This is a genomic window from Shewanella livingstonensis, from assembly GCF_003855395.1.
Lineage (GTDB): Bacteria > Pseudomonadota > Gammaproteobacteria > Enterobacterales > Shewanellaceae > Shewanella > Shewanella livingstonensis.
Genome location: NZ_CP034015.1, coordinates 3,060,476 through 3,085,011, shown reverse-complemented (window position 1 = coordinate 3,085,011; position 24,536 = coordinate 3,060,476). Strand labels below are relative to the sequence as shown.

Below are 24,536 nucleotides of genomic sequence, written 5' to 3'. Positions count from 1 at the left end.
TGCTGCTATTGGACTTTTGCTTCAATTTTGTTTTGTAGCTGAACGCCTATCTGAGTGCTTTTGTATAATTGCATTAAGTTTTCTTGGTGAGTGTAATTGAGGTGAACAGGTCGCTCAATGCCGCGGCTATTACCTTTTACGCTAAGGTTAATTACGGCATCTCCGTTGGTTGTCATGTCAAACGAGCTTGATAATTCACTGTAGTTAAGATGTTCAAGTGCGGTAAAGACTAATCCAAGGTAGGGTTGAGATAATTCTAGTTGATCAATGGCTGGATTTCCGGCTACTTCAATTAATCCTTCCGGGCTTCCGTGCCGCGAGTTTTCCACCTGTTATAGTTACTTTACCGTCAACGAGTTTTGCAGGTAATACACCATCAAATAAGCCATTGGCTTTAACACCCACTTGCGGTTGCTCTTCTAAGAACTTTTCTAGACTCAACCCTTGTAATAATAAATATCCATAAGATTTATCATGCAGTTTTAACACAAACTCAGGTAATAAAAAGCGTCCATCAAGCATGTCGCCGCTGGCGGTAAGGTTGATATTAGTTTCGCTTAACCCTGTCACTTGCTGTAACCAATTAGTCGGTGTTTTGTTGCCGTCTTTGTTAAGTTCGATATCTGCATTCAAATTCAAATTTGTTAGTGACAAACCAAGTTTAGCTTGCTGTAAACTGATTGCCGTTTGTGGACAGACTAATTGACTGTGGGCAAAGTGTTTTTCGACTGCTGGCGTATTGGGACCATCGTGAGTTTGTTGCCAGTTAAATTGGCATTGAGCAAACACGTCACCGCCATTAAATGATTTATCCTGCCATTGACCAGACAAGGATGACAATTGCTGTTGAATTTTCATTTCAAACTGACTGGTGTTGCCTATTTCGCTTAATGCAAAGCCTGCTATCACCTTGCTATAACCTTGAATAGAAACATCACTGGGCAAGGGTTGAACTTTTTGTAATGTCTTCAGAGCAGTTTCAATGTCGGTATTAAATGTCCATTGTCCAGCTAATGATAATGGGCTTTTTTTATCAGCAAATTTAAGTAAGTGATAACTGCCTAATGTGAGAGTGTCGAGTTGCCATTGCTCACTACCGACCAGTAACCCTTTAGATAAATTGAGTTGCTGAGTCACCGTAATCTTATCCAGTGCAAGTAGTGGTTGGCGGCGACTTTTTCCTAGTTGCTTGGTGATATCGAGTTTATTGATACGCCAAGTGATGTCGTTGGTTGCAGGGGTTTGTAACCAACGTTCTAGCGACTTGTCGATAGGCTCATTCTGAAGTAACGCTAGGGTTATGCCTTGATTGATAGCAATATCGGTTTTTTTAACCGAGGCTAGTGTAGTCGATAGCTTACTGTTTTCCACTTGGGTAGCTTGCTGAGCAATGAGTTGGCCAATTTGCAGCGTTAACGGAGATAGATTGAGTTGAGTCTTATTTGGTTTGAATGACATGGTCGAGGCGTCATTTAGTACAAGCCCGAATGATCCTAATTGTGCTGAGGTTTTTTTTGTCTGCTTGGTATGTTGTTCATTCTCACTGTTAATACTGCGCAATATACTTGTATTGTTGACAGCTAGGCTGGAGCTTGGCAGTAATGATAGTTCGAGTTGATTTTGTTGCCACTGCGATATTTGACCGACTAGACTCACTTTCGCATCAGACAACGACAACAGTTCTAACGGGATCTCAGGGAATAAGGCTTTGATATTAATAAGACTTGGAGCCGTTGTGGTTACAGGTGTTGGTTCGGGGATATTCTCACTGGTCGTTACGGTTATGTCGTTTGTGGCGAGTGTATTGATTGACTGTTGTTGTGTCTTATCAGTTGCTTCCAGAGACGACAATGCCATATCCCAATCGAAATAACTGTTAAATTGTTGATGACTGTTGAATGTAGTGTGCGTCAGTGTTAATTTGCTTTGGAGCAATAACCCTTCAATGCTGACGCTTAGGTCAGGAATTGACACTTGCATTGGTAGATCATCATTTTGTAGCGGGATAACGACTTCAATAGAATAAGCCATATCGACATCGATACTGGCTAGCTGAGAAGTCGATTTAGGGGTTAGTTTGTCAATAATATGAATTATTTGATTGGCACTATCACCCGTTAACAATGTAATTAATTTACTTCTGTCATCTTGTGAGGGCGACAGCTGATAATTTAGCGGCGCAATACCTAGCTTTATCGCGAAGGCATCCGTGGTTTTACTGTTGTCTAGTGAGCCGGTTACAGGATAATTGCCCAAATTCAGCATTGCTTTAATGGGTTGTTGCGGCGAAAAATAAACACTGGGCCACAGTGGAGAATGCAATGATAATCCATCTATCGATTGTTGACTGCTCATCTCACCGCTGATTAAGTCAATTTTACTATTTGCAGTCCATTGCCCTTCGATGGTCAATTGCTGCTGACGAATGGGTTGCAATATTTGTGATAATTGTTTGTGTAAACCGTGAAGCATATTATTAGTTTGTGCTTGTTGTTTGCTATTTAGTAAGTCTAAATATTGCTCCAACGATTCAAGACCCTTATAGCTTAATCCTAGATCAACTAAGGTATTAAATTGCCATGCACGTTTTTCTAAGGTGGCATCTAGACTAAATAATGGAAAATCATTAAAGCGCCATAGCGTATTTAACTGACCTTTTTGGGTTAGCGTAAGTTGGTCCATTTTTAAGGTATGTTGTTGCGGATCCTTTTTATCAAGTACTGGAAGCTTAATATTGATTTCACCGAGTTCAATCATCGGTAATTTAGCTAGGTTGAGCTGTAATGCCGCTGGATTTTCTTCTGTTTGCTGAGATTGGCGGATAAAAAAACTATCACCTAAATCAACATAAACACTTTTTGTTTTGATACTAACAATATCGTCAGCGCTAATCTGTTGGTTTTTAAGAATCTGCAGGCTGTCTCGTAGTTCAAGGTTAAAATCTTGGATCGCGATATGACTGTCTTCAATTTTTAACACCAATCTAGGTATACGGATGTGATTAAACGACACATATTCGGCATCAAAATTAAGCACTTCTATATGGTTATCGGCTAATAAGTTGTTGAGTATTTTGACCGTAAGAGGCTTGGCATTTTCGATAATGGCCCACACTAACGCGACCGTAAAAAATACGACAAGGAGTAAGATCTTGTTAAAGGTCGATATTCGCAATAGTGACTCGCTTTACGTTTGCTTGTTCATCGATAACGATATGGTCGTTAATAATGTGTTGTTATATATGTCAAAAGTGAGTGCCTGTCATAATAATGCTATTGATCATTTGATCTCCTGACGACATAAATTTCTTATTTAGCGCAACTTAAAGATGGAATCTTATCAGAAGATAAAAAACTCAATAAGCAAAATAAACCATAACTTTTAAATGCTATAACCTAGAAGACGATTAATGCTAAGACCACAAAAATCAATCAAATACGAGTTAGCTTAGCATGGTATTAACAGCAGATTGTTAAAGTATAATACATTATTAATCTAGGGTTAATGTAGTATTAATCCTAATAAAAAAGGCGCTGATTAGCGCCTTTTGTTTGTTAGAACAGACTTGTTATCATTTTTAGATAATAAGTTTACGGTTAGTTATCCAAGCAATGGCTCTACAACAACATGTTGTAGTTCAATTGGTGCTATTGCATGCAGAGCATCCATAGCCGCACCCACTAAGCTGATTTTGCCAACAGATGATTCCGCTAATACAGCACGTTTAATTTCGCTGTATTGGCGGTTATTACGAATAAGGTTGGATAATGCCATTTGCATAGGTTGCATTGATGGATTAAATGCCGCGTTTTCAGCATAACGGCCGCAGAAAGTGGCTCCGTCGTTAGTTTCTAGTACCACTGCCGCATTGCAATTGGTATAGGGAGCATAACTTAGTCCCATTTGGTCAATGGCTTCGATGATCATCGGATCATCTGAATCACAGCAAAACTCTTGTTCTCGTTTGCATAATAGTGGCACCGTAATGCCTAAGTCGGCAGGGCTAAACCCATAGGGTAAATAATGCGCCAAGGTTTGAATTTCTTGTTGGGGCAGATGGATTTTAATCTTACTGCCGTTGAATAATTCATTCATAAATTGACGACAGTGGCCACAGGGACTGTAATTAATAATAATATCTAAAATTTCTGTTTCGCCGCTTAACCATGCGTGACTGATGGCACTTTGTTCAGCATGTACACTGTGAAATAACGCTTCACCGGGTAATTCTAAATTAGCACCCATGTACAAGTCACCGCTGGCACCTTTTACGATAGCACCAACATAAAATTCACTGATAGGAGCAATGGCTAGTGATGCCGCTATGGGCAATAGCGCCATAACCACTTGCTGTTCTGTTTGACCACTTGCTTTCACAAGACTTTGAAATTGTTCAGTAGTAATATGACCACAAAACTGCTCATCTAGTAATGGCACAAGTGCTGTAGCCAAAGGTTTATCTAGTTGAGTAATGCTGTCTAAAAATCTATTTTGCATTCCCTTAATCCTTAAATGAAATAAATTGGGCAAAGTGAAAATTCACTATAATGATTGTAAATATTGATATAGGGCTTTTAATAGCTTTTGTTTGTGTTCATTCTCGCTGGTTTCTTCAACCAGGTTTTCGAGTTTAATCACATAATCGGCATCCGATAAACGTTGTTGACAGAAATCTCGCCATTTACGGGCTTCGCTATCACTTAATGTTTCAGGATAGTTACGAGCCCTAAACCGAAATAACATTTCAACGATCCGCGGATCATCAAATTGTAATGCTAATGCCGCTAAATTATGTGGTGCAGTATGGCAAATAATGTCCATTTTTGACTTATCTGCATGACTAAAAAAACCACCGCTATAGAGCATCAAATCAGGATCGGTAATCGGTTTACGATCTGATTCAAGTTCAAATACTTGATTAAGTTTTTCTCGCAATTCGGGGTGGTTTTTTAAGCGTTTATATTGTTCACGTGCAAATGCTTTATCAAACTGTAATTTTGCAGCCACCTCGTCGTCAAGTAATTTTGGTGAACCGATAAAAGGACACTTGTTTAGATGGATTTGTTTCAGTGGTATCGCAAGCTCATTTTCAGCTAGATCTTGACGAGAGGTATACATTCGGTCATTGATTTCTTGAGCCGACAATGTTAAGAGTGGTGAAATATCCATCGCCAAATTAACACAAATGACGGCATTTTTATTGGAAGGATGATAAGCCACTGGAGCTATCATCGTAGTACAACCTTGGAGGGCACTAATTTTTGAACTGACATGAACCAAAGGCTGCATTTTTAACACATCAATATGATCAGCAACCGCTTGTTTTCGTCTTAAATTAAAATAATATTCGTACAATTTAGGCTGTTTTTGCTTAATCAGTTTAGCCATGGCAATGGTGGCATAAACATCTGACATAGCATCATGCGCTTTTTCATGACTTAATCCATTAGCTTGGGTGAGTAATTCCAGCTTAAAACTGGGTGAGCCATCTTCTTTCTTTGGCCAGTTAATGCCGTCTGGGCGAAATGCATAGCAAGCTCGAACTAAATCAATGATATCCCAACGTGAATTACCGTTTTGCCATTCTCGTCCATACGGGTCTATAAAGTTACGATAAAAACCATAACGACTGACCTCATCATCAAAGCGTAATGAGTTATAGCCCACCACACATGTGTTATGCTGGCTAAATAACGCATTGATGCGCTTCATGAAATCTGCTTCTGGCATGCCTTTAAGATTAGCCAGTTGTGGGGTAATACCCGTAATGAGTATGGCTTCAGGAGACGGTAAATAGTCAGGCGCAAGTTTGCAATAAAATGTTTCAGGTTCACCGATAATATTCAACGCTAAATCGGTTCGTATTCCCGCAAATTGTGATGGACGATCTTTGCTTGGGTTTGCCCCGAAAGTTTCGTAATCATGCCAGAATAAAGTGGGTTGAATTGCGTTAGCCATAGTAAATTTAAGATCCTTTTCGCGATTAAAATCATGTTAACATTTATCAGCATGAAAAAATGATAATGAGGTAGAGTTCAATAAAATTAATTCTAAAATTGACTTGTTTACTAATGATTAATGAGGGTTTTCTGGTTAAAAATTAACGACGTATTAAAGGAATATTCTATGCATCATCATGTATTTACTCAACCTTGCGTTAGTGAAATAGTGCAACCGACTGCGTTAACACTTCGCTTACCTGACACTGTGAGTGATTTATTAGTATTATCTGCGATGAATAATCCTTTAGTTGAGTTTGTTGTAAGCCAAGTTAATCATACTCAAGCGACACTTATTATTCGTATACAGCCATTTTTGACCTTTACTTTTGAACCTATGCAACGGTTATTAGAAACACCTATTCAACGTAGATGTTTAGGGCAGGGGATTAAGTTGTATCCTTCAATGGGCGTGGCGCCTCGAGTGTGTATTGAGCAGCTAAAAAAGGGTATAACCATTAATCTTAATACTGATGGTGACGTGTATTTTAGCTTATCAACTGAATCTCGTTTTGAACTGGTAACCTTAGAAAATGACTTACGAATTTTGAGTGAACCTCAAGCTTTAGTGATGGCTAAAGCGATATTAGGACGTAAGTTCGATTATAATGAGCCCTCGAATATGCTTGCTGTTCATATTAGTGAATTAGAGCAGGTTCGACGAGAGTTACGTGATTACCTTGGTGGTGAGTTGGGTAAAATCCACCCAGGTGTTTCAACCGAGCTATTAAAGCTTGATCATTTATTGCAAAATAAGCACCAATGGTTGTTGCGGTCGTATCATCAGTCATTAGAGCGGACTAATTTAGGCCGTTCGTCAAATGAACAACTTTTTAATAATGAACAATTACAACGTAAATTAGATTTTTTCGAACTATTAGCTCCTAAAGACGTGTCGGAAATGGTCAATAGGCTGTGTGAAGACGATCTTTAATTTTTCAGTAACTCTAGAGTCCCATCCATGTCTTATATTTGCCCTATTTGTAACGCCCCGTTAGTAGAACAACAAAATGCTTGGCAATGTGAACAACGTCATCAATTTGATTGTGCGAAAGAAGGTTACGTTAATTTATTGCCAGTACAAAAAAAGAAAACTAAAGATCCTGGCGATAACAAAGAAATGATGTTTGCTCGACGAGAGTTCCTTAATCAAGGTTTTTATCAACCGTTGAGCGACAAGGTAAATCAGTTAGCGCTGGAGTATGCTACAGAGGCTAATCAGATACTCGACATTGGTTGCGGCGAAGGCTATTACAGCCATCGATTATTTCAAACATTACAATCTGTCACTCAAACTAACTGTGAACTCTATGGACTTGATATTTCAAAGTCTGCTATTCGTTATGCGGCCAAACGGTATTCAACACTGCATTTTTGCGTTGCAAGTGCGTTTGAAATGCCATTTGCAGACAATAGTGTTGATTTAGCTATTCGTATTTATGCCCCCTCTAAAATTGAAGAATTACAAAGAGTGATAAAACCTGGGGGAGTATTAATTACCGTTTCACCGGGACCTATGCATCACTATGCGTTAAAAAAGAAGATTTACAGTGAGCCTAAACTCCACTCTGAAGAGTCTATAATTTTAGATGGCTTTAGATATTTGGCACATGAAGCACTAGGCTATTCTTTGTCGTTAACGCGAGCTGAAGATATCGATCATTTTCTTAATATGACTCCTTATGCTTGGAAGTTGAGTGACTCGCAGAAATCGCAGATAATAGAGCAAGGGCTTGAGTGTGAAATAGATTTTAAAATCGAAATTCACCAGCGCGAACAATAAACAATCAGGTCATTGATATAAATAACTATCTGATGCTCAAAGATAAACCGTTTTGTTAAGTCACCAAATAATTACCATTGTTTAGTTGATGTTTGTTGACTTATTTTTTAAATGGTTTATAGTCTACTCAGCTTGAAGGTTGGGCTTATATTTATCAATACGACAAGTTTCGTCCTGTGAACATAAGTAATACCGGCATTTTCCAGCTTTACCGCCGTTAAGGCTTTAATTATTTTTTTACAGGATTTATATTATGTCTCAAGTTACTGGTGTTGTTAAGTGGTTTAACTCTGATAAAGGTTTCGGATTTATTGAGCAAGAGTCTGGTCCAGACGTATTTGTTCACTTCCGTGCTATCAATTCAGACGGTTTCAAAACTCTTGACGAAGGTCAGAAAGTGTCTTTCACTGTGACTCAAGGTCAGAAAGGTCCTCAAGCTGAGAACGTTTCAGTAGTTTAATTTTTAGTTTAAACTAAAAGTTAGGACTTAAAACTGTAGCATTTATGCTGCAGTTTTTTTTGCATTTTATTCTATAATTTTGCACTGTACTTATATTGTTATCATGCCAATCACCAATCACCAATCACCAATCACCAATCACCAATCACCAATCACCAATCACCAATCACCAATCACCAATCACCAATCACCAATCACCAATCACCAATCACCAATCACCAATCACTACCCATATCAATCACTCTGCCTTCTATTAATCTCTATTGTTCATCATTTTTAATTACAGCTACACTCAGTGATATCTATCCCTTATTGACGCTGAAACAATGGCAGACCGCATTAGAATTTGCTCTTTTAGCGAAAATTATCAGTGCGGTATTCGAGGTAGCCTTTTGAAGACATAGTCGTTCTCGGCAACGGCTCCTGCATTGCTCTACCTCCTGCATCCATCAATGCAGTCGTACGTTAAGAAAGGCTAACAAAGAAGACCTCGCTAATAAGTTCGCCCTTCGGGGCAGTGTCACAACCCCCATTACTGCTTCAAATGACTTTGCTGTAGACGACTAGACCTACAGTCATTTTCATTGTACTGGGCCTAGTGACGTAGCCTAAATTAGATCATATTCTAATAAGGATTGGTATAAATAGAATAAACAATTTAGTTATCACTGAGAGAATAAAAATGAATCAAAGGAGTTAGGAGTTAGCCGAATTGTTTGCCTAACATACACCCACTTTTGGATATCTTTCGTTAAATCTATTATTTCGCTTAACTCGCTTGAGGATGCTAGAGCGAATGACAGTCTTAAGGGCGTTGTTGCTTAGAACGTGAAAGGCCACATGGTGTGAGGTTTAGTTGTTGATTGCTGTTACTGAAAACTAAATAAATAAAATTTTACTGGTTCAAGCACTTATTGATTAACTGGGCCGATTGATCCCAAATTAATCAACAAAGTGATTGTATGTGCTATTAAAATGACAGTTTATGAGTCATTTTTTGATTGTGAGCCATATCAATGAATATGAGTAACACACTCATTGATATTTATAGGTTAAGAAAATAAGGTCTCTTCTAGGGTTCGACCTTTCAGCAATGATTTATATTGCCACTGGTTAGCAGTAAATAGTTCAAATAACTGTATTTCAATGGCAAAGCTGGATTGCTTCTGGTACTCGATAACATATTGCTCATCACCGATACGCCTTACTTCAATAATGTCATTAAGTCCCAATAATTGCTGATGAAGGCTATCCATATCACACTGTTTCATTGTCAGCGTGATAAAGTCAGTCGCTTGACTGGCTTTAATTGATACAGATTGTTGTAGCTTGCCGTGTTCAAGATAGATCACTTGATCACATAACTTCTCTAGTTCGTCGAGGTTATGTGAACTGATCACAAATGTGGTGTTGCCTGATAAATCTTTAACTATTTGGCGAATTTTTTTCGCATTAGCAGGGTCAAGACCCGCAGTTGGTTCATCGAGTAAGACAATCTTGGGAGAACCCATTAACGCTTGCGCTATTGAAACCCGCTTGCTCATGCCGTGGCTTAAGCTTTTAGGTTTAGCTTCAGCGGATTCGGTTAAATCAACAAGAGCAAGTACTCGTAAAGCTTCTGTCTTGGCCGCCTTTACTGTCATGCCTTGTAATTGAGCAAAAAACTGCAGTTGTGACACTATAGTAAAATTAGGATCTAATGCAGCATCTTGTGGTAGTGCCGATAATAACCCTTGCAACGCTTTGCTACCGGGTTTATGGCCTAAAATGCTAATACTGCCACTAGTTGGTTGGATATAACCGCAGAGTAAACTGAATAGCGTTGTTTTACCGGCACCATTGGGGCCAACTAATGCTATAGGAGCGCCTTGTGTAAGCGTTAACGATACCGTGTCGAGCGCAAGTTTATTACCGTATTGTTTAGAAAGGTTGTCACATTGAATGATACTCATAGCGCACTCCTACTCATTAAGACTTTACCAGCAAATAAAATAACCACCGTTTGCAGTAATGGAATGGGAGCGTATACAAATGAGCCTAATCCTTGAGTATTAATCAAATTGCCTATTTGCGAACCAGGCAGTATCCAGTTCAACCAGCTTAATTGGGGGAAATTCATATTAATTAATGCAATAAATATTGATACTACAGCCCACAAGATAACCGCAAAAATACTGGCTTGTCTTGCTGAGTTTGCATGTAATGACAGCACAGCCATAGCAGCAGTGTAGGGTAATAATACGATTACTAGGTTAACCATTACGATTAAGCTAGTTGTTATTGATGGCAATAACAAAGATATATCACGAGATAATGCTAATGCGATGGTTGCCAATAACGTTAAGATGATCAACATCAATTGGATAAACATTTGCCCTAAGAAACGACCAAAAAATAAACTTGAACGACTGACTCTTAAGGTTAGAAATCGCAAACTACCACGTTGTTTATCTGAACTAAATTGATCTGCGGCGATAAAAATACTGAACATGGGAAAAAGGTACAGTGCAGTTAACCAGAACACGGCAAACTCTTCAACTGGCCATTCGAACAGATGGCGCAAACTTCCTGGTCCAAAGAGGGCTTCAGTAAAGTCTTTAAAGTTAGGCTGCATAATAAATTCAGATGCACTCTTGATAGGGTACAACAATAAAATAGCCCAAATTAACATAAAGGCGATTAATGAAATCATGCCGCTTTTGTTAGTAAAACGTTTGGTTAACTCATATTTTGCTAATAACCAAATATGAGTCAGTGTCGATGGAGAGGTGGTACTGTCCATAATAATATCCTTGCTTAACCGATTATCGGTAAGCATAAATTAGTTTAATAAACTTTCTAGTTGTGCGAATTTTTGTTCGAGTAATTCGACTCTTTGTTCTAATTCGGCAATCCGAGAGTCTTTTTGTAACGTTTGCTGAGTGTGAGTAGAGATCAAAACGACATCACTATTGTTGACATCATAGTCGTCAACATTGCCACTAAAGCATTCAAGGAAGCGACAATCACGTTTATTCGCTTCTCTAACAAGTTGTACCACTAATGGTTTCTCACGCTGGCTTAATCCGAGTAATGCCGTTTCGACTTGAGATACATCAGTAAATTCGTGAAGTCTATTAGCGCGGGTTTTAAGTTCGCCTGGCGTTTGTGGACCACGTAATAACAAGACACAAATTAATCCGACTTCAGCATTGGTGAGCTGCAACTCACTGAATTCAGTATTACAAAAACGATGCTTATATTTTACCACGCGGCTACCAAATCCTGATTGCTCACTGATTAAGCGTTTTTTGGTCAGGTCATCTAATACTGTTTGTACTTGAGATTCACTCAATGACATAACCGGTTCACGGCTACTTTTTTGATTACAGGCTAAGGCAAGTGAGTTTAATGACAGGGGATATTGATCAGGAGTTGTGAGTTCTTTTTCGAGTAAGCATCCGATAACTCTAGCTTCTAGCTGGGTTAATTCCATACACAGTATCCTTTAAATAAAAAGCATGATTCTATTACTTTTATAACAGAGCCATGCTTTTTCTCAAAGGATTGCACTAGTTTATCTAGGTTAATCGATTATTGTTCACACAGTTAAGCGAATACCATCACTTTCAATAGTGATTTCACCTGCTTTAAATAAGCCACCAATTGATTTTTTGAAGGCTTTCTTACTCATGGCAAGTTTGTCATAAATAACATCAGCATCAGTTTTGTCATGTAGTGGTAAAAAACCATTAGCGCTGCGCAGTTTATTGATGATTAAGCGAGCATTTTTATCTAACTCGTCTTTATCGCCTTTTTGCAGCACTAAATCAATCTTGCCATCGCTGCGAATCGTTTTAATAAAACCAGTGACCTTTTGACCGAAGCGAAGTTTCTGAAATACTTCATTTTGGTATATCACGCCCCAATGCAGATGATTAATAATGGCTTTATAACCTAAATCTGTGGTGCCACCAATGATCAAGTTAACTGGTTCACCTTCGGTATAGTGAGCTTCTGTTTTGTCGACAAACTTGTCCAGTTTAGACGATGCCATAATGCGTTCATCGGCATGGTTAGCATGTACATAAACTAAGTATGAATGACCTTCCTCAGCCGGTTTATGTTGCTCACCAAAGGGTAATAATAAATCTTTGTCTAATCCCCAATCTAAAAATGCACCAAATGGGCCAGTGGCAATTACTTTCAAATAAGCATATTCACCTACTTGAGCCAGCGCTTTTTGGGTGGTGGCAATCACAATGTCTTCAGAGTCTAAATAAAGAAACACATCGACCATATCACCGACATTACAACCGGTAGGGACAAATTTATTAGGAAGCAAGACTTGTCCAAGCTCTTGAGCATTTAGATAAACCCCAAAGTTAACTTGTTTAACGACTTCTAATGAATAACGTTTACCGATTTGTATCATGAATGACTCTACTTTAATTAAAATGAAAAGATGATCTTAGAAAAAACACCTAATTATACACGTAAATTTAGCTCACGTTGTGTCAATTAATCGCTATCGAAAATCATTTGTGCTTATCGTCTGGTTTATTGCCGTTTTTGACATTGATTGTGGACGAAATATTATGGTAATTAATCGGTAATTTGCTTGCATTACACGTCATTGCAGGTTTTAATTGCGCCGTTTTTATCAAGGTCGAAAATGTTGCTAGTTATCCATTATAAAGTGAACTAATAACAAGTTTAATCAGTAAAATACTTGTTACAGCTGTGTGCCCATTTTCAGCTAGCAAAATTTGCATGCTTTATGAATATCCGCGTAAGATGTTCAATATAAAAGATGCGAAAGACGATAAAAAAGACGATATAATAGCAGGCAATTTTATAATGCCTTTATTTTGTCCGTCACAGGTTTTTCAGCCTCAATGAACGTGCTGGATAAACCATTATTCTATCTAAGATAATCATGTTGTATTATCTAGATTTTAACTGGCAGAAGCCACCTTAGGCGGCGCTGCTAACTTTGATACAAATACGGAAAATAATTATGTCTGATTGGTCTATCGAAGATGCTCGCTCGGGTTATAACGTGACTCACTGGAGCCAAGGTTTTTATGGTATTCGTGAAGATGGCGAAGTGACTGTGTCACCTAACCCACAAAATCCTGATCATAAAGTTGGCTTAAATGAATTAGCCAAAAGTATGGTAGAAGCTGGCGTTTCGTTACCGGTATTAGTCCGTTTCCCGCAGATTTTGCACCATAGAGTGGAAAGTTTATGCGAAGCATTTAATGATGCAATTAAGAAGTACGATTATCAAAATGATTACTTGTTAGTTTACCCAATTAAAGTAAACCAACAGAAAACGGTAGTTGAAGAGATTTTAGCTAGCCAAAAATCGAAAGAAGTCCCTCAGTTAGGACTTGAAGCCGGTAGTAAACCAGAGTTAATGGCTGTACTTGCTATGGCACAAAAAGCCAGCTCGGTGATTGTATGTAATGGTTACAAAGATAAAGAATATATCCGTTTAGCGCTTATCGGCGAAAAGCTTGGACATAAGGTTTATATTGTTCTGGAAAAAATGTCAGAACTTAAAATGGTCTTAATCGAAGCTGAAAAGCTTGGGATAACGCCGCGTTTAGGTTTACGTGTGCGTTTGGCTTTCCAGGGTAAAGGTAAGTGGCAAGCCAGCGGTGGCGAAAAGTCAAAGTTTGGTTTGTCTGCGGCACAAGTGTTGAAAGTTATTGCTGAATTGAAAAGTGCAAATATGCTTGATTCTCTGCAGCTATTACATTTTCATTTAGGTTCGCAAATTGCCAATATTCGTGATATCCGCCAAGGCGTAAGTGAAGCCGGTCGTTTTTACTGTGAATTACGCCAACTTGGTGCCAGCATTGATTGTTTCGATGTCGGCGGTGGGTTAGCGGTTGATTACGACGGTACTCGTAGCCAAAGCAATAACTCAATGAACTATGGTTTAAATGAGTATGCTAACAATATCGTCAACGTATTAACCGATTTATGCAATGAGTACGAGCAACCAATGCCGCGTATTATTTCTGAATCTGGTCGCCATTTAACGGCACATCATGCGGTGTTAATTACTGATGTTATTGGTACTGAAGCGTATCAACCTGAAAATATTCAAGAACCAAGTGAAGATGCGCCGCAATTGCTCCACAACATGTGGCAATCTTGGTTAGAAATCAGTGGTCGATATGATCAACGTGCGATTATTGAAATTTATCATGATAGTCAGAGTGATATTTCTGAAGCACACTCATTGTTTGCTGTGGGTCAATTAAGTTTGGCTGACCGAGCTTGGGCTGAACAAGCTAATTTACGTGTTTGTCATGAAGTGAAGGGATTATTAAGTAACAATAACCGTTACCACCGCCCAGTGATTGATGAATTAAATGAAAAGTTAGCCGATAAGTTTTTCGTTAACTTTTCTTTATTCCAGTCATTACCTGATGCTTGGGGTATTGATCAAGTGTTCCCTGTGTTGCCTTTATCTGGTTTAGATAAAGCACCAGAACGCCGTGCAGTAATGTTAGATATAACTTGTGACTCAGACGGTATTGTTGATCAATATGTTGACGGTCAAGGAATTGAAACTACATTACCAGTACCAGCATGGAGTGCAGATAGCCCATACTTAATTGGTTTCTTCATGGTTGGTGCATACCAAGAAATTTTGGGTGATATGCATAACTTGTTCGGTGATACTAACTCTGCGGTTGTGCGTATCGATGAAGATGGATTAAGCCAGATTGAATCTATTTTAGAAGGTGATACAGTCGCTGACGTTTTACGTTATGTGAACTTAGATGCGGTTGACTTTATGCGCACCTATGAAGAACTTGTGAATCAGCATATTGTTGAAGAAGAGCGGGCTAGTATTCTAGAAGAGCTACAGTTAGGGCTTAAAGGCTATACCTACTTAGAAGATTTTTAATCGACTCGACTAAGTTAACTTGTTATCCAAAAAGCCTAGCGACCTCAGGTTGCTAGGCTTTTAAGTTGCTAAGATGTTTTTTGAAGGTTCAGAGAAAAAGTTAGAGATAATTGTTAATATAGCCGCGCCTAAATTACGGTCTTTAGATCGAACCTTTTGGCTGGGGCTTGTTGCTGCCTCAAATGCAGACATTTTATCTAGCATAAGTAATGATTATTGTGATGCTTATTTATTGAGTGAATCGAGCTTATTTGTTTGGGATGACCGTATCGTTATGCTCACTTGCGGGGCGAGCACTCTGGCAGAATCAGCCTGCTATTGTATTGAACATATTGGTGAGCAAGCGATTGCATATGTGTGTTATCAACGTAAAAATGAATACTATGCTCATTTACAAGCCAGCTCTTTTAGCGATGATGTGGTTAAATTAAGACATTATATTGCGGGGCAGGCCTATCTGATGGGCCATTTAGACAGCCATCATCACTATATCTTTACCACCGACAAAGATTATTTGGCCAGCAAATTTGATACTACCAATGAACTGTTGATGTATCATATTTCGGGTACAGTTGCAGATTATTTACGCGGCCAACAGCAATCAACTATTCAAATTAGTCAGATGTTACAACTAGAACAGTTGTTTAATGGTTTTAGTTTTGATGAGCATTTATTCAGTCCGTTTGGCTATTCTATTAACGGTATTCGAGGCACTGAATACTTTACAATACACATTACACCACAAGAAAATAGCTCTTATGTGAGTGTTGAAACCAACATCGATATAAGCTCAACTCAGGTTGATATTTTTGCTGAGCTGGTCAGATTATTACAGCCTAATAGCTGCGACGTTATTGGTTTTAATAGTCATATTGCCAATAAGCCTTTCTCAAATTATTTGTGTTTAAGTCATTGCGCGATGACAATCGAGCAAGGTTACAACATACACTTCAGTCACTATCAACAAGATTGCGTGGAAATACTGGCCCCTACTTTATTGTAATTATCGGCAGTTGCCATATCTGGTATTGTCTAAAACAACTTTCGCATAAAAATCTGATTATTCGCTTTATTCAAACGTATTTGGCTATGTACACCAACCGCTTAATGTTAAACCAATTGAATCAGCCGCTGATGTTGTAGTGATTGGTTAACCTTTTGGCATGGCATGGCAGAGGCTCGTTGGTCTTGGAATTTCAGTTTATGTAAAAGTATTAGTGTTGTTGTTTTTAATGCTCACAGATACTTATGACTAAGGCGCTAAATAAGGCCTGATTCGATGTTTACCATGCTCCACGTGAAAGATTAATTGATGTTGATCATTTAATCTAAATGGGCATTCGCAGGGAATATAGCAAAGAATGCTATTATTTTAAGGTGATTGATGCCACTAACGTCAAATACTTAACCGCGCAACAGATTGTTGAGCAAGTACTTGCTCGTGTTGGTGATATGCCTTTATAGATTGCGTTTGATATTTATTTTGTCGAGCTCGCTTTCGCAGCGGTACGAGTACACCACTACGTACTGGTTTAACCCGTGATAAAATGATGCAAATTATTCATGGATTACACGGTATTAATGTTGTTGGTATCGAAAGGGGTGAAGTGACACCATCTATGATTGTGCTGTAATAACGACCTTGCACGTGCTATACCGGGCCTTGAGATGCTGCATGTTTGAGCAGATGGTAAAGGCTTAATTAAAAAGTAATTTCAACTTTGTAATTAAACACATTAGCCAACGCGTTGACGTTAGCTTTTTTATGTCTGCTCAGCGTAGAATAGATCCAGCAAGCTTTAATGAGGAGCCAATATGAGTGATTTAAGTGATATTCGCCGTGAATATACCCAAGGTGGATTAAGAAGAGCTAATTTGCCTACTAACCCAATGGATCTATTTGAACAATGGATGCAACAGGCTAAAGATGCCCAACTTTCCGATCCAACCGCCATGTGTGTCGCCACGGTTGATGAAGATGGTCAGCCATTTCAACGTATTGTGTTGCTAAAGAAATTTGATGATAACGGGTTTGTATTTTTTACTAATCTAGAAAGCCGCAAAGCAAAACAGATAGCGGTTAACAGCAAAATTAGCTTATTGTTTCCCTGGCATCCACTAGATCGTCAAGTAGCTGTATTAGGTCAAGCAGAGCCGTTATCTATGTTAGATGTGGCGAAATACTTTATGTCTAGACCCAAAGACAGCCAAATTGCCGCATGGGTATCTAAGCAATCTAGCAAAATTAGCGCAAGGCAGGCGTTAGAAGGCAAATTTGCCGAAATGAAAGCTAAATTTGCTCAAGGTGAAGTGCCTTTGCCTAAATTTTGGGGTGGATATTTAATCCGTCCAGCCAGTATTGAGTTTTGGCAGGGAGGCGAACATCGGTTACACGACCGATTTATTTACACTAAAACCGATGCGGATTGGAATATTGATCGGTTGGCACCTTAATGAGTGTTAATGAAGTGGAGCATTTAGCGGTGATAACCAATAAAATCTGGGTTGATGCAGATGCCTGCCCCAACCCTGTCAAAGACATGTTGTTTCGGGCATCTGAGCGTAAATCAATTCAGCTGGTATTAGTGGCTAATCAAATGATTAAAGTGCCAATATCACCATTAATTAGCATGATCAGAGTTAGTTCAGGTTTTGATGAAGCAGACAACTACATTGTTGACCAAGTCGTCAAAGGGGATTTAGTTATTACTGCTGATATTCCTCTGGCATCAGATGCTGTAGATAAAGGCGCGCTGGTATTAAACCCTCGTGGCACTGTATATACAGTTGAAAATATCAAACAGATATTAACTATGCGCGACTTTATGGAAGAAATGCGCAGCAGCGGTATACATACTGGTGGTCCGAATAGTTTTTCGCAAACGGATAAGCACGCGTTTGCACAAGCGTTAGACAAATGGCTGGCTAGATTGATCCCCAGCAAGATATAACCACAGATTACTCTATACTTAATCTGACTTTTTATACAAAGGACTTTATGATGAAAAAATGGTTACCTTTTTTAGCCGCGAGCTTGTTAAGTACATCTGTAATGGCAGGCGATTGGCAAGTCAATCAAGATCACTCTCGGGTGAGCTTTATTTCTATTAAGAAAGCAGATATTGCCGAAGTGCATCATTTTAAACAAGTTGCAGGTTCATTAACTGATGCAGGAGCATTTTCTTTATCGATTGACCTTACCAGCGTTGATACTGGTATTGAAGTTCGCGATCAGCGTATGCAGACCGTGTTATTTGAAGTTGCCCAGTTTCCAAAGTTAACCTTAGACGCGGTAGTTAATCCTAAATTGCTTGCAGGATTAAAAGTGGGTGACACGTTAACCACCCAAGTTGAAGCAACCATTAAATTACATGGTCAGAAACAGCAAAAGAGCTTTGATGTATTAGTGGCTAAATTGTCTGACAACAAAATGGTGATCTCAAGCTTAGCGCCAGTGATTGTACAAGCAAATGAATTTAACCTCGTATCAGGTGTCGAAAAACTTAAGGAAATGGCGGGGTTACCGAGTATCAGCTTAGCGGTGCCAGTGTCATTTGTGCTAACCTTAGCGCAATAGTTATTAGTGTTTAAAATGGCTTTCGATCATAAAGATTGACCGCCATTTTAGTTAAATCGATTTAATAAAGGTGAGACAAAATGGTTACTGACAAAGACGGGTACATACATTTAATTCAGTATTTAACTGAACATTTAGGCTTATTTGAGGCCTCTGAGAATAATGTAGCTGCAACGGAAACTGTCATGGAACTGTTTGAAGAGCAATTGTCTGCTCAGATCATTATGGTATGTGGACAAAACCCGCAATTATCATTTGCTCAGCGTAATATGGTGATCCGTGAAATTGATGCAATAGTGTATGACTTAGAAGAGATTTTAGCCTCAGTAGCTAATCAGCTAGCCACCCCAGAACAAAGTATCTTTATTACTGAGTTTTCAGGTTTAATTAAAAATTTATTTGATCAAGAAGTTGATCATTTATTGCGATAAACGCACATGAACTGACCGCTATTAAAGTGGCTTGTGGATTTTTTGGAATTGATCATGTTTAAAAGAATTGCGATTTCAACTGTATTATTTTTTCTTTCTATATCTGTGTTTGCGAGTGATAAAATTGTGTTAAATCAGGTGGAAACCCTGACAGTTGCTAAGTCTGGACTACTGTATAAAGCCCGCATTGATACTGGTGCCGTTAATACGTCGTTACACGCGGTTGATTTAGACATTATTGGCGGTGAATCCGAAAAAATGAAAAGTAATGTCGGTAAGATTGTTGAATTTACCACTGAAAATGAACGTGGTGAGAAAAAACGCATTCAAGCTGAAATTGTTAGTACATCAACGGTGAAAAATTCTCAAGGAATTGAAACCCGTTACATGGTGAAGCTTGATGTCGGCTTTTCCGATAAGTTGCACAATATTCATGTTAATTTACGTGATCGCAGCCATATGAATTACAAGTTACTTATAGGTCGTAATTTTTTAAAACGTAATTATATAGTGGATGTGTCAGAAAAAAAGACTATTGGTCCTTTAGCTGAGTTGAGTGTTAAGCAAACAGGTTTAATGTACAACACACGTATTGATACTGGTGCTGTAGAGAATTCATTGCATGCTGTTAATATTAGAGTTGAGAAAGAAGACACCATAAATATTGAAAACAACATAGGTAAGATGATTACGTTTACTACGGCCAATGAAAAAGGTGAACAAGCCGACGTACGCACCAAAATTAGGGGTACTTCGTTAATTCGCAATGCACAAGGTACCGAAAGGCGTTATATGGTGAGGTTAAGCGTTGGAGAACCTCGTCATGAGTTTGTCGTTGATGTAAATCTCAAAGACCGTAGTAAAATGGGTTACAAATTGTTAATTGGACGAAATTGGTTACAAGGCCATTATATGGTTGATGTATCTAAAAAACATTAACTGCGTTTATGCTAAATTATCTGTCTATACCGCTCGCATTGAGCGGTATTTTTTTATGTTTTTTTCTCAAATTCTGCAACATAATTGCAACCTAACTGTCATCGGTTATCGATATAGTAAGACCCGATTTAGGATATAAATTTATAAAAAGATGTTAACGATATACATCAGTTAACGAACATTATGGATAATAATAAGGGTCTAACATGTTAAGTAATAAAACCTTGCTTGCGGCATCAATTTCAATATTGATGGCCTTTCAAGTCAGCGCACAAGATTTACTTATCTCAGAATATGTCGAAGGCAGCAGTAATAACAAAGCCATTGAGTTGTATAACCCAACAGATGCCACTATAGCGTTAAGCGATTATGTATTATCATTTTATTTTAATGGCAATACTACAGCGACAAGCAATATTACCTTGAATGGTAATATTGCTGCTTATTCAACATTTGTTATTGCAGATAATGACGCTTCAGCAGAGATCCTCTCAATTGCTCAACAGATTAGTACAGCGAGCTTTTTTAATGGTGACGATGCCATTGTGCTAAGCCATAACGCCAATGTTGTTGACTCGTTGGGCCAAGTCGGTGTTGACCCTGGATCTGAGTGGGGCAGTGGCAACTTATCAACTCAAAACAATACTATTCGACGTGACACACATAACTTAACGCCAGATCAAGTGATTGACGATGAAATCACGTTAGCGGGTTGGCAAGGTTTTGCTCAAGATGATATTAGTGATTTAGGTCAATTTTCTGCTAATGGTTCAACGGACCCTATAGATCCCATAGACCCTGTTGATTCGGTGGAGTTTGTTTGTGGCCAATCTGCTGTTGCCATTCACGCAATACAAGGCAATGCCGAAGCTAGTATTTTAATAGGCCGTTCTGTGGTCGTTGAAGCTATCGTTACTAGCAATCAGCAAGTGGGCTTAAAAGGCGTATTCTTGCAAATGACCGATGCAGAAGCGGATGGTGACATAGCAACTTCGGAAGGCATATTTGTTTATAGCGGTAATCAACCTCTGGATGTAAATGCTGGTGATAGAATCCGTTTGCAAGCCTCAGTTGCAGAATACCAAGGCACAACTCAGTTAGCTAATATCACCCAGTTTGCTTTATGTGGTACAAATCAGTTATTACCAGTTGTGGCTAGCATTAACTTACCAATAGCAGACAATCAACAACTTGAACGTGTTGAAGGTATGCGAGTGTATTTCGACCAAGCATTAGTGGTCAACGAGGTATACAACTTAGGCCGCTACGGTGAAATCTTATTAGGCAGTAGCCGCCATTTTATTGGAACTCAAGTAGCTAATCCAGGAGCTGATGCGCTTGCTGTGACTGCTGACAATGCCCGTGACAGCATTATTTTAGATGATGGCAATACTAGCCAGAATCCGGAGGTTATTGTGTATCCTGCACCAGGATTATCTGCCGATAATACCATGCGGGTCGGTGATAATATCACTGCACTTGAAGGTGTGATGCATTATGGTTTTAATCAGTTCCGCATTATGCCTACCAGTTTAGTCAACGTTATCCAAAGTAATCCACGTCAAATGGCGCCAGAAATTGTGGTCGATGCTGATTTACATATAGCCAGTTTCAATGTGCTCAATTACTTTAATGGCGTTGGTGATGGTAATGGTTTTCCTACCGCACGCGGTGCAGATACTATTACTGAATTTGAGCGTCAACGTGCAAAAATTATCAGTGCAATGCAAATCATTAATGCTGATGTGTTTGGTTTAATGGAAATTGAAAATGATGGCTATAACACCAACTCAGCCATTAGCGATTTAGTTTCAGGTTTAAATGTGGCAATGGGTGCAACAATTTATGCGTATGTTGTTCCTAGCGTGGCACAAATAGGTACGGATGCGATTACCGTAGGGATGATTTATCGCACTGATAAACTCGCTCTTTCAGGTGATGCTCGTATATTATCTTCAGTCAACTCTCCAACCGATGATAATGGTACCGCATTGTTTGACGATGGTAAAAATCGCCCAATGCTAACCCAGCAGTTTATGATTAAGGGCTCTGAAGAAAATGTGGTGGTTGCTGTTAATCATCTTAAATCCAAAGGCAGCAACTGTGATAGCCTGAACGATCCTGACTTGCAAGATGGCCAAGGTAACTGTAATCAAACTCGTACACGGGCAAGTGATGCAATTGGCCAATGGTTAGCCATGCAATATCCCGACAGTAAAGTGTTAGTCATGGGTGATTTAAATGCTTATGCTAAAGAAGATCCGTTAACCATGTTAGCAAGTCATGGTTATAATGAATTAGCCCACTATATAGGAGCGCCAAAGCCATACTCATATGTGTACTCAGGCGAGTCTGGCCAGCTTGATCATGCCTTGGCTAATAGTGCATTACTCAGCAACGTTGTGGGTATTACTCAATGGCATATTAACGGCGATGAGCCTAGTGCACTTGACTACAACGAAGAGTATAAATCGGCAATGCAACGACAAGAATTGTATCAAGCTGATGCATTTCGCTCCTCTGATCACGACCCTGTGATTATCTCATTCAAATTTACGCCATCAAATGTGTTGCCTGTGGCCAGTTTTGAGCAACAATTAAGCGCCGGTGTATTGCAGGTTCAGTCAACATCAACCGATAGTGATGGTCAAATTACCCAGTATCAGTGGGACTTTGGTGATGGTGCTGTGGAGTCAGGCATGACGGCTTCACATCAGTATTTGCAGTCAGGCGATTACCAAGTACAGTTAACTATTACCGATGATAAAGGTGCGGTGGCAACCAGTATTCGCACCGTCAGTATTGTAGTGGAGGCAGTAAATTTAGTACCCATAGCTCAAATTCAGCGAGTGAATTTATGGTTTATGCAGTTGTTTATTTCAACAAGTTATGATCAAGACGGTGTTATTAAACATCATCAATGGTTATTTAATAATGGCCGTAAAGCGCGTGGGCCAGTGGCATTTAGTTTTAGTCGCCGTGAGCATGCCGTAGCGTTAACTGTAGTTGATAATGATGGCGGAAAAGGCTCTGTATCTGTGCATTTTAGATAATAAATATTGCCATAGATTCAGTCATTTTTATCTGATTTGGTATAAATCAAACGGCGCATAATGCGCCTTTTTTATTGCTCAATTATGTACGTTGAATTGTGACTTGCAGACAAAAATTCCCTTGCTGTTACTAAGAATGATGCATGATGTGCAATCATGACCAGCCTACAAGACGAAATTGTAGGTAAATACAACTATTTGGCATTAAAAAGTCCAATAATGACTAGTAAAATGGCAGTCGCTAACGTAAAATTTCACTCTTTATTTTTAAGCTTAGTTTTAGCTCTTTGTGGCTTTTGACAAGAGTTAAGCTACCGCGTCGTCACTATCGATTTTACGCTAGTCGGCCAGACGCCCAATCGCATTGATATGCACAAATGCAGTGGATGATAACATGCAGCAGTTAACCGAGATCGTAGAACAAGCCTTAGAGGTCATCGACAAGGCCAGTGATCTAAAGACATTGGATGATATCCGTGTCGATTACCTTGGTAAAAAAGGTAAAATCACTGACATGATGAAAATGATGGGGTCATTAAGTGCAGAAGAAAAACCTGCCTTTGGCGCCGCCGTCAATCAAGCAAAGCAAGCCGTTCAACAACAGTTGACTGAGCGTATCGATGGATTGAAAGCATCAGAATTAGAAGCAAAATTAAGTGCTGAAAATATCGATGTGACTTTACCCGGTCGTACCTTAGATATTGGTGGCTTACATCCGGTTACGCGTACTATCGAACGTATTGAAACATTCTTTGGTGAACTCGGCTTTGTTGTTAAGCAGGGCCCTGAAATTGAAGATGATTTCCATAATTTCGATGCGTTAAATATTTCAGAGCATCATCCTGCTCGTGCCGACCATGACACGTTTTATTTTAACCCAAAAGTAATGTTACGCACGCAAACATCGGGTGTGCAAATTCGCACCATGGAACATGAAAAACCACCTTTGCGGATCATTTCTCCAGGCCGTGTTTATCGTAACGATTACGACCAAACTCATACGCCAATGTTTCACCAAGTTGAAGGCTTAATGGTTGCTGAAAACGTTAATTTTGCTGAGCTTAAAGGTATTTTACATGACTTTTTACGTAATTTCTTTGAGCAAGATTTAGAAGTGCGTTTCCGCCCATCTTATTTTCCATTCACAGAACCTTCTGCCGAAGTAGATGTTATGGGTAAAAACGGTAAGTGGTTAGAAGTATTAGGCTGCGGCATGGTACATCCAAACGTTCTGCGCAGTGTAGGTATAGACCCTGAAAAATACTCTGGTTTTGCTTTTGGTATGGGCGTTGAGCGTTTAACCATGTTGCGCTATGGCGTAAACGATTTACGTGCCTTCTTCGAAAACGATTTACGTTTTCTTAAGCAATTCAAATAACGGAGC

The 24,536-nt window shown here is 39.0% G+C and carries 22 protein-coding genes; 14 read left to right on the top strand and 8 right to left on the bottom strand.

The genetic code is table 11. The features are described 5' to 3' along the window. Positions 1–5: 5 nt before the first annotated feature. From EGC82_RS13320 to sbcB, 4 genes are all read right to left on the bottom strand, one after another. Positions 6–329 carry an intermembrane phospholipid transport protein YdbH family protein gene (locus EGC82_RS13320; protein WP_124731196.1) on the bottom strand — a complete coding sequence of 108 codons (324 nt, stop codon included), beginning with the start codon at positions 327–329 and terminating at the stop codon, positions 6–8. After that, complete coding sequence (locus tag EGC82_RS13315) at positions 289–3,114, bottom strand: intermembrane phospholipid transport protein YdbH family protein (protein ID WP_164839134.1); 2,826 nt, start codon at positions 3,112–3,114, stop codon at positions 289–291. Before EGC82_RS13315 ends, EGC82_RS13320 begins: the two co-directional genes overlap by 41 nt. 486 nt (positions 3,115–3,600) lie before the next feature. Beyond that, positions 3,601–4,497, bottom strand: coding sequence for a cytidine deaminase (gene cdd, locus EGC82_RS13310; protein ID WP_124731194.1), 897 nt, complete (start codon positions 4,495–4,497; stop codon positions 3,601–3,603). A gap of 45 nt (positions 4,498–4,542) precedes the next feature. After that, positions 4,543–5,958, bottom strand: coding sequence for an exodeoxyribonuclease I (gene sbcB, locus EGC82_RS13305; RefSeq protein WP_124731193.1), 1,416 nt, complete (start codon positions 5,956–5,958; stop codon positions 4,543–4,545). 168 nt (positions 5,959–6,126) lie between these two features. On the opposite strand from sbcB, the gene EGC82_RS13300 reads away from it, so the two are divergent. From EGC82_RS13300 to EGC82_RS13290, 3 genes are all read left to right on the top strand, one after another. Then, positions 6,127–6,933, top strand: a complete 807-nt coding sequence (locus EGC82_RS13300) for a hypothetical protein (RefSeq protein WP_124731192.1) — start codon at positions 6,127–6,129, stop codon at positions 6,931–6,933. 27 nt (positions 6,934–6,960) lie between these two features. After that, positions 6,961–7,782, top strand: coding sequence for a 23S rRNA (guanine(745)-N(1))-methyltransferase (gene rlmA / locus EGC82_RS13295; protein ID WP_124731191.1), 822 nt, complete (start codon positions 6,961–6,963; stop codon positions 7,780–7,782). 253 nt (positions 7,783–8,035) lie between these two features. Beyond that, on the top strand, positions 8,036–8,242 hold the full coding sequence (locus EGC82_RS13290) for a cold-shock protein (protein WP_124018113.1): 207 nt from the start codon (positions 8,036–8,038) through the stop codon (positions 8,240–8,242). Positions 8,243–9,294: 1,052 nt separating this feature from the next. On the opposite strand, the gene EGC82_RS13280 is transcribed toward EGC82_RS13290, so the two are convergent. The 4 genes from EGC82_RS13280 to EGC82_RS13265 form a co-directional block, all read right to left on the bottom strand. Then, positions 9,295–10,194 (bottom strand): ABC transporter ATP-binding protein, encoded by a 900-nt coding sequence (locus EGC82_RS13280; protein ID WP_124731190.1) that lies wholly within the window; start codon positions 10,192–10,194, stop codon positions 9,295–9,297. Then, entirely contained in the window at positions 10,191–11,024 is an 834-nt protein-coding gene (locus EGC82_RS13275; RefSeq protein WP_124731189.1) for an ABC transporter permease, read from the bottom strand. Before EGC82_RS13275 ends, EGC82_RS13280 begins: the two co-directional genes overlap by 4 nt. 39 nt (positions 11,025–11,063) lie before the next feature. After that, complete coding sequence (locus EGC82_RS13270) at positions 11,064–11,717, bottom strand: YceH family protein (RefSeq protein WP_124731188.1); 654 nt, start codon at positions 11,715–11,717, stop codon at positions 11,064–11,066. 105 nt (positions 11,718–11,822) lie between these two features. Next, positions 11,823–12,656, bottom strand: coding sequence for a CvfB family protein (locus EGC82_RS13265; RefSeq protein WP_124731187.1), 834 nt, complete (start codon positions 12,654–12,656; stop codon positions 11,823–11,825). Positions 12,657–13,241: 585 nt separating this feature from the next. Between EGC82_RS13265 and speA the strand changes: the two genes are divergently transcribed. The 11 genes from speA (at position 13,242) to pheS (ending at position 24,530) form a co-directional block, all read left to right on the top strand. Continuing rightward, a complete protein-coding gene (gene speA / locus EGC82_RS13260; protein WP_124731186.1) occupies positions 13,242–15,152 on the top strand; it encodes a biosynthetic arginine decarboxylase in 1,911 nt (636 codons plus the stop codon). A 73-nt stretch (positions 15,153–15,225) separates the two neighbouring features. After that, positions 15,226–16,155 carry an adenosylmethionine decarboxylase gene (locus EGC82_RS13255; RefSeq protein WP_124731185.1) on the top strand — a complete coding sequence of 310 codons (930 nt, stop codon included), beginning with the start codon at positions 15,226–15,228 and terminating at the stop codon, positions 16,153–16,155. 329 nt (positions 16,156–16,484) lie between these two features. After that, entirely contained in the window at positions 16,485–16,616 is a 132-nt protein-coding gene (locus EGC82_RS21745; RefSeq protein ID WP_279630002.1) for a hypothetical protein, read from the top strand. 83 nt (positions 16,617–16,699) lie between these two features. Next, the gene (locus EGC82_RS21850) at positions 16,700–16,786 is read left to right on the top strand and encodes a hypothetical protein (protein ID WP_425272667.1); all 87 of its coding nucleotides are present in this window, start codon (positions 16,700–16,702) and stop codon (positions 16,784–16,786) included. Positions 16,787–16,967: 181 nt separating this feature from the next. Continuing rightward, positions 16,968–17,606, top strand: coding sequence for a pyridoxamine 5'-phosphate oxidase (pdxH, locus tag EGC82_RS13240; RefSeq protein WP_124731184.1), 639 nt, complete (start codon positions 16,968–16,970; stop codon positions 17,604–17,606). Beyond that, positions 17,606–18,103 (top strand): YaiI/YqxD family protein, encoded by a 498-nt coding sequence (locus tag EGC82_RS13235; RefSeq protein WP_124731183.1) that lies wholly within the window; start codon positions 17,606–17,608, stop codon positions 18,101–18,103. The genes pdxH and EGC82_RS13235 overlap by 1 nt, the downstream gene beginning before the upstream one ends. Positions 18,104–18,153: 50 nt before the next feature. Continuing rightward, complete coding sequence (locus EGC82_RS13230; RefSeq protein ID WP_124731182.1) at positions 18,154–18,729, top strand: YceI family protein; 576 nt, start codon at positions 18,154–18,156, stop codon at positions 18,727–18,729. A gap of 80 nt (positions 18,730–18,809) precedes the next feature. Then, positions 18,810–19,160: a DUF3802 family protein gene (locus EGC82_RS13225; RefSeq protein ID WP_124731181.1), complete on the top strand. Its 351-nt coding sequence runs from the start codon at positions 18,810–18,812 to the stop codon at positions 19,158–19,160. 54 nt (positions 19,161–19,214) lie between these two features. Continuing rightward, complete coding sequence (locus EGC82_RS13220) at positions 19,215–20,099, top strand: putative ATP-dependent zinc protease (RefSeq protein WP_124731180.1); 885 nt, start codon at positions 19,215–19,217, stop codon at positions 20,097–20,099. 206 nt (positions 20,100–20,305) lie between these two features. Next, positions 20,306–23,152 (top strand): ExeM/NucH family extracellular endonuclease, encoded by a 2,847-nt coding sequence (locus tag EGC82_RS13215; RefSeq protein WP_124731179.1) that lies wholly within the window; start codon positions 20,306–20,308, stop codon positions 23,150–23,152. Positions 23,153–23,546: 394 nt separating this feature from the next. Further along, positions 23,547–24,530 carry a phenylalanine--tRNA ligase subunit alpha gene (pheS, locus tag EGC82_RS13210; RefSeq protein ID WP_124731178.1) on the top strand — a complete coding sequence of 328 codons (984 nt, stop codon included), beginning with the start codon at positions 23,547–23,549 and terminating at the stop codon, positions 24,528–24,530. Positions 24,531–24,536: the final 6 nt, after the last annotated feature.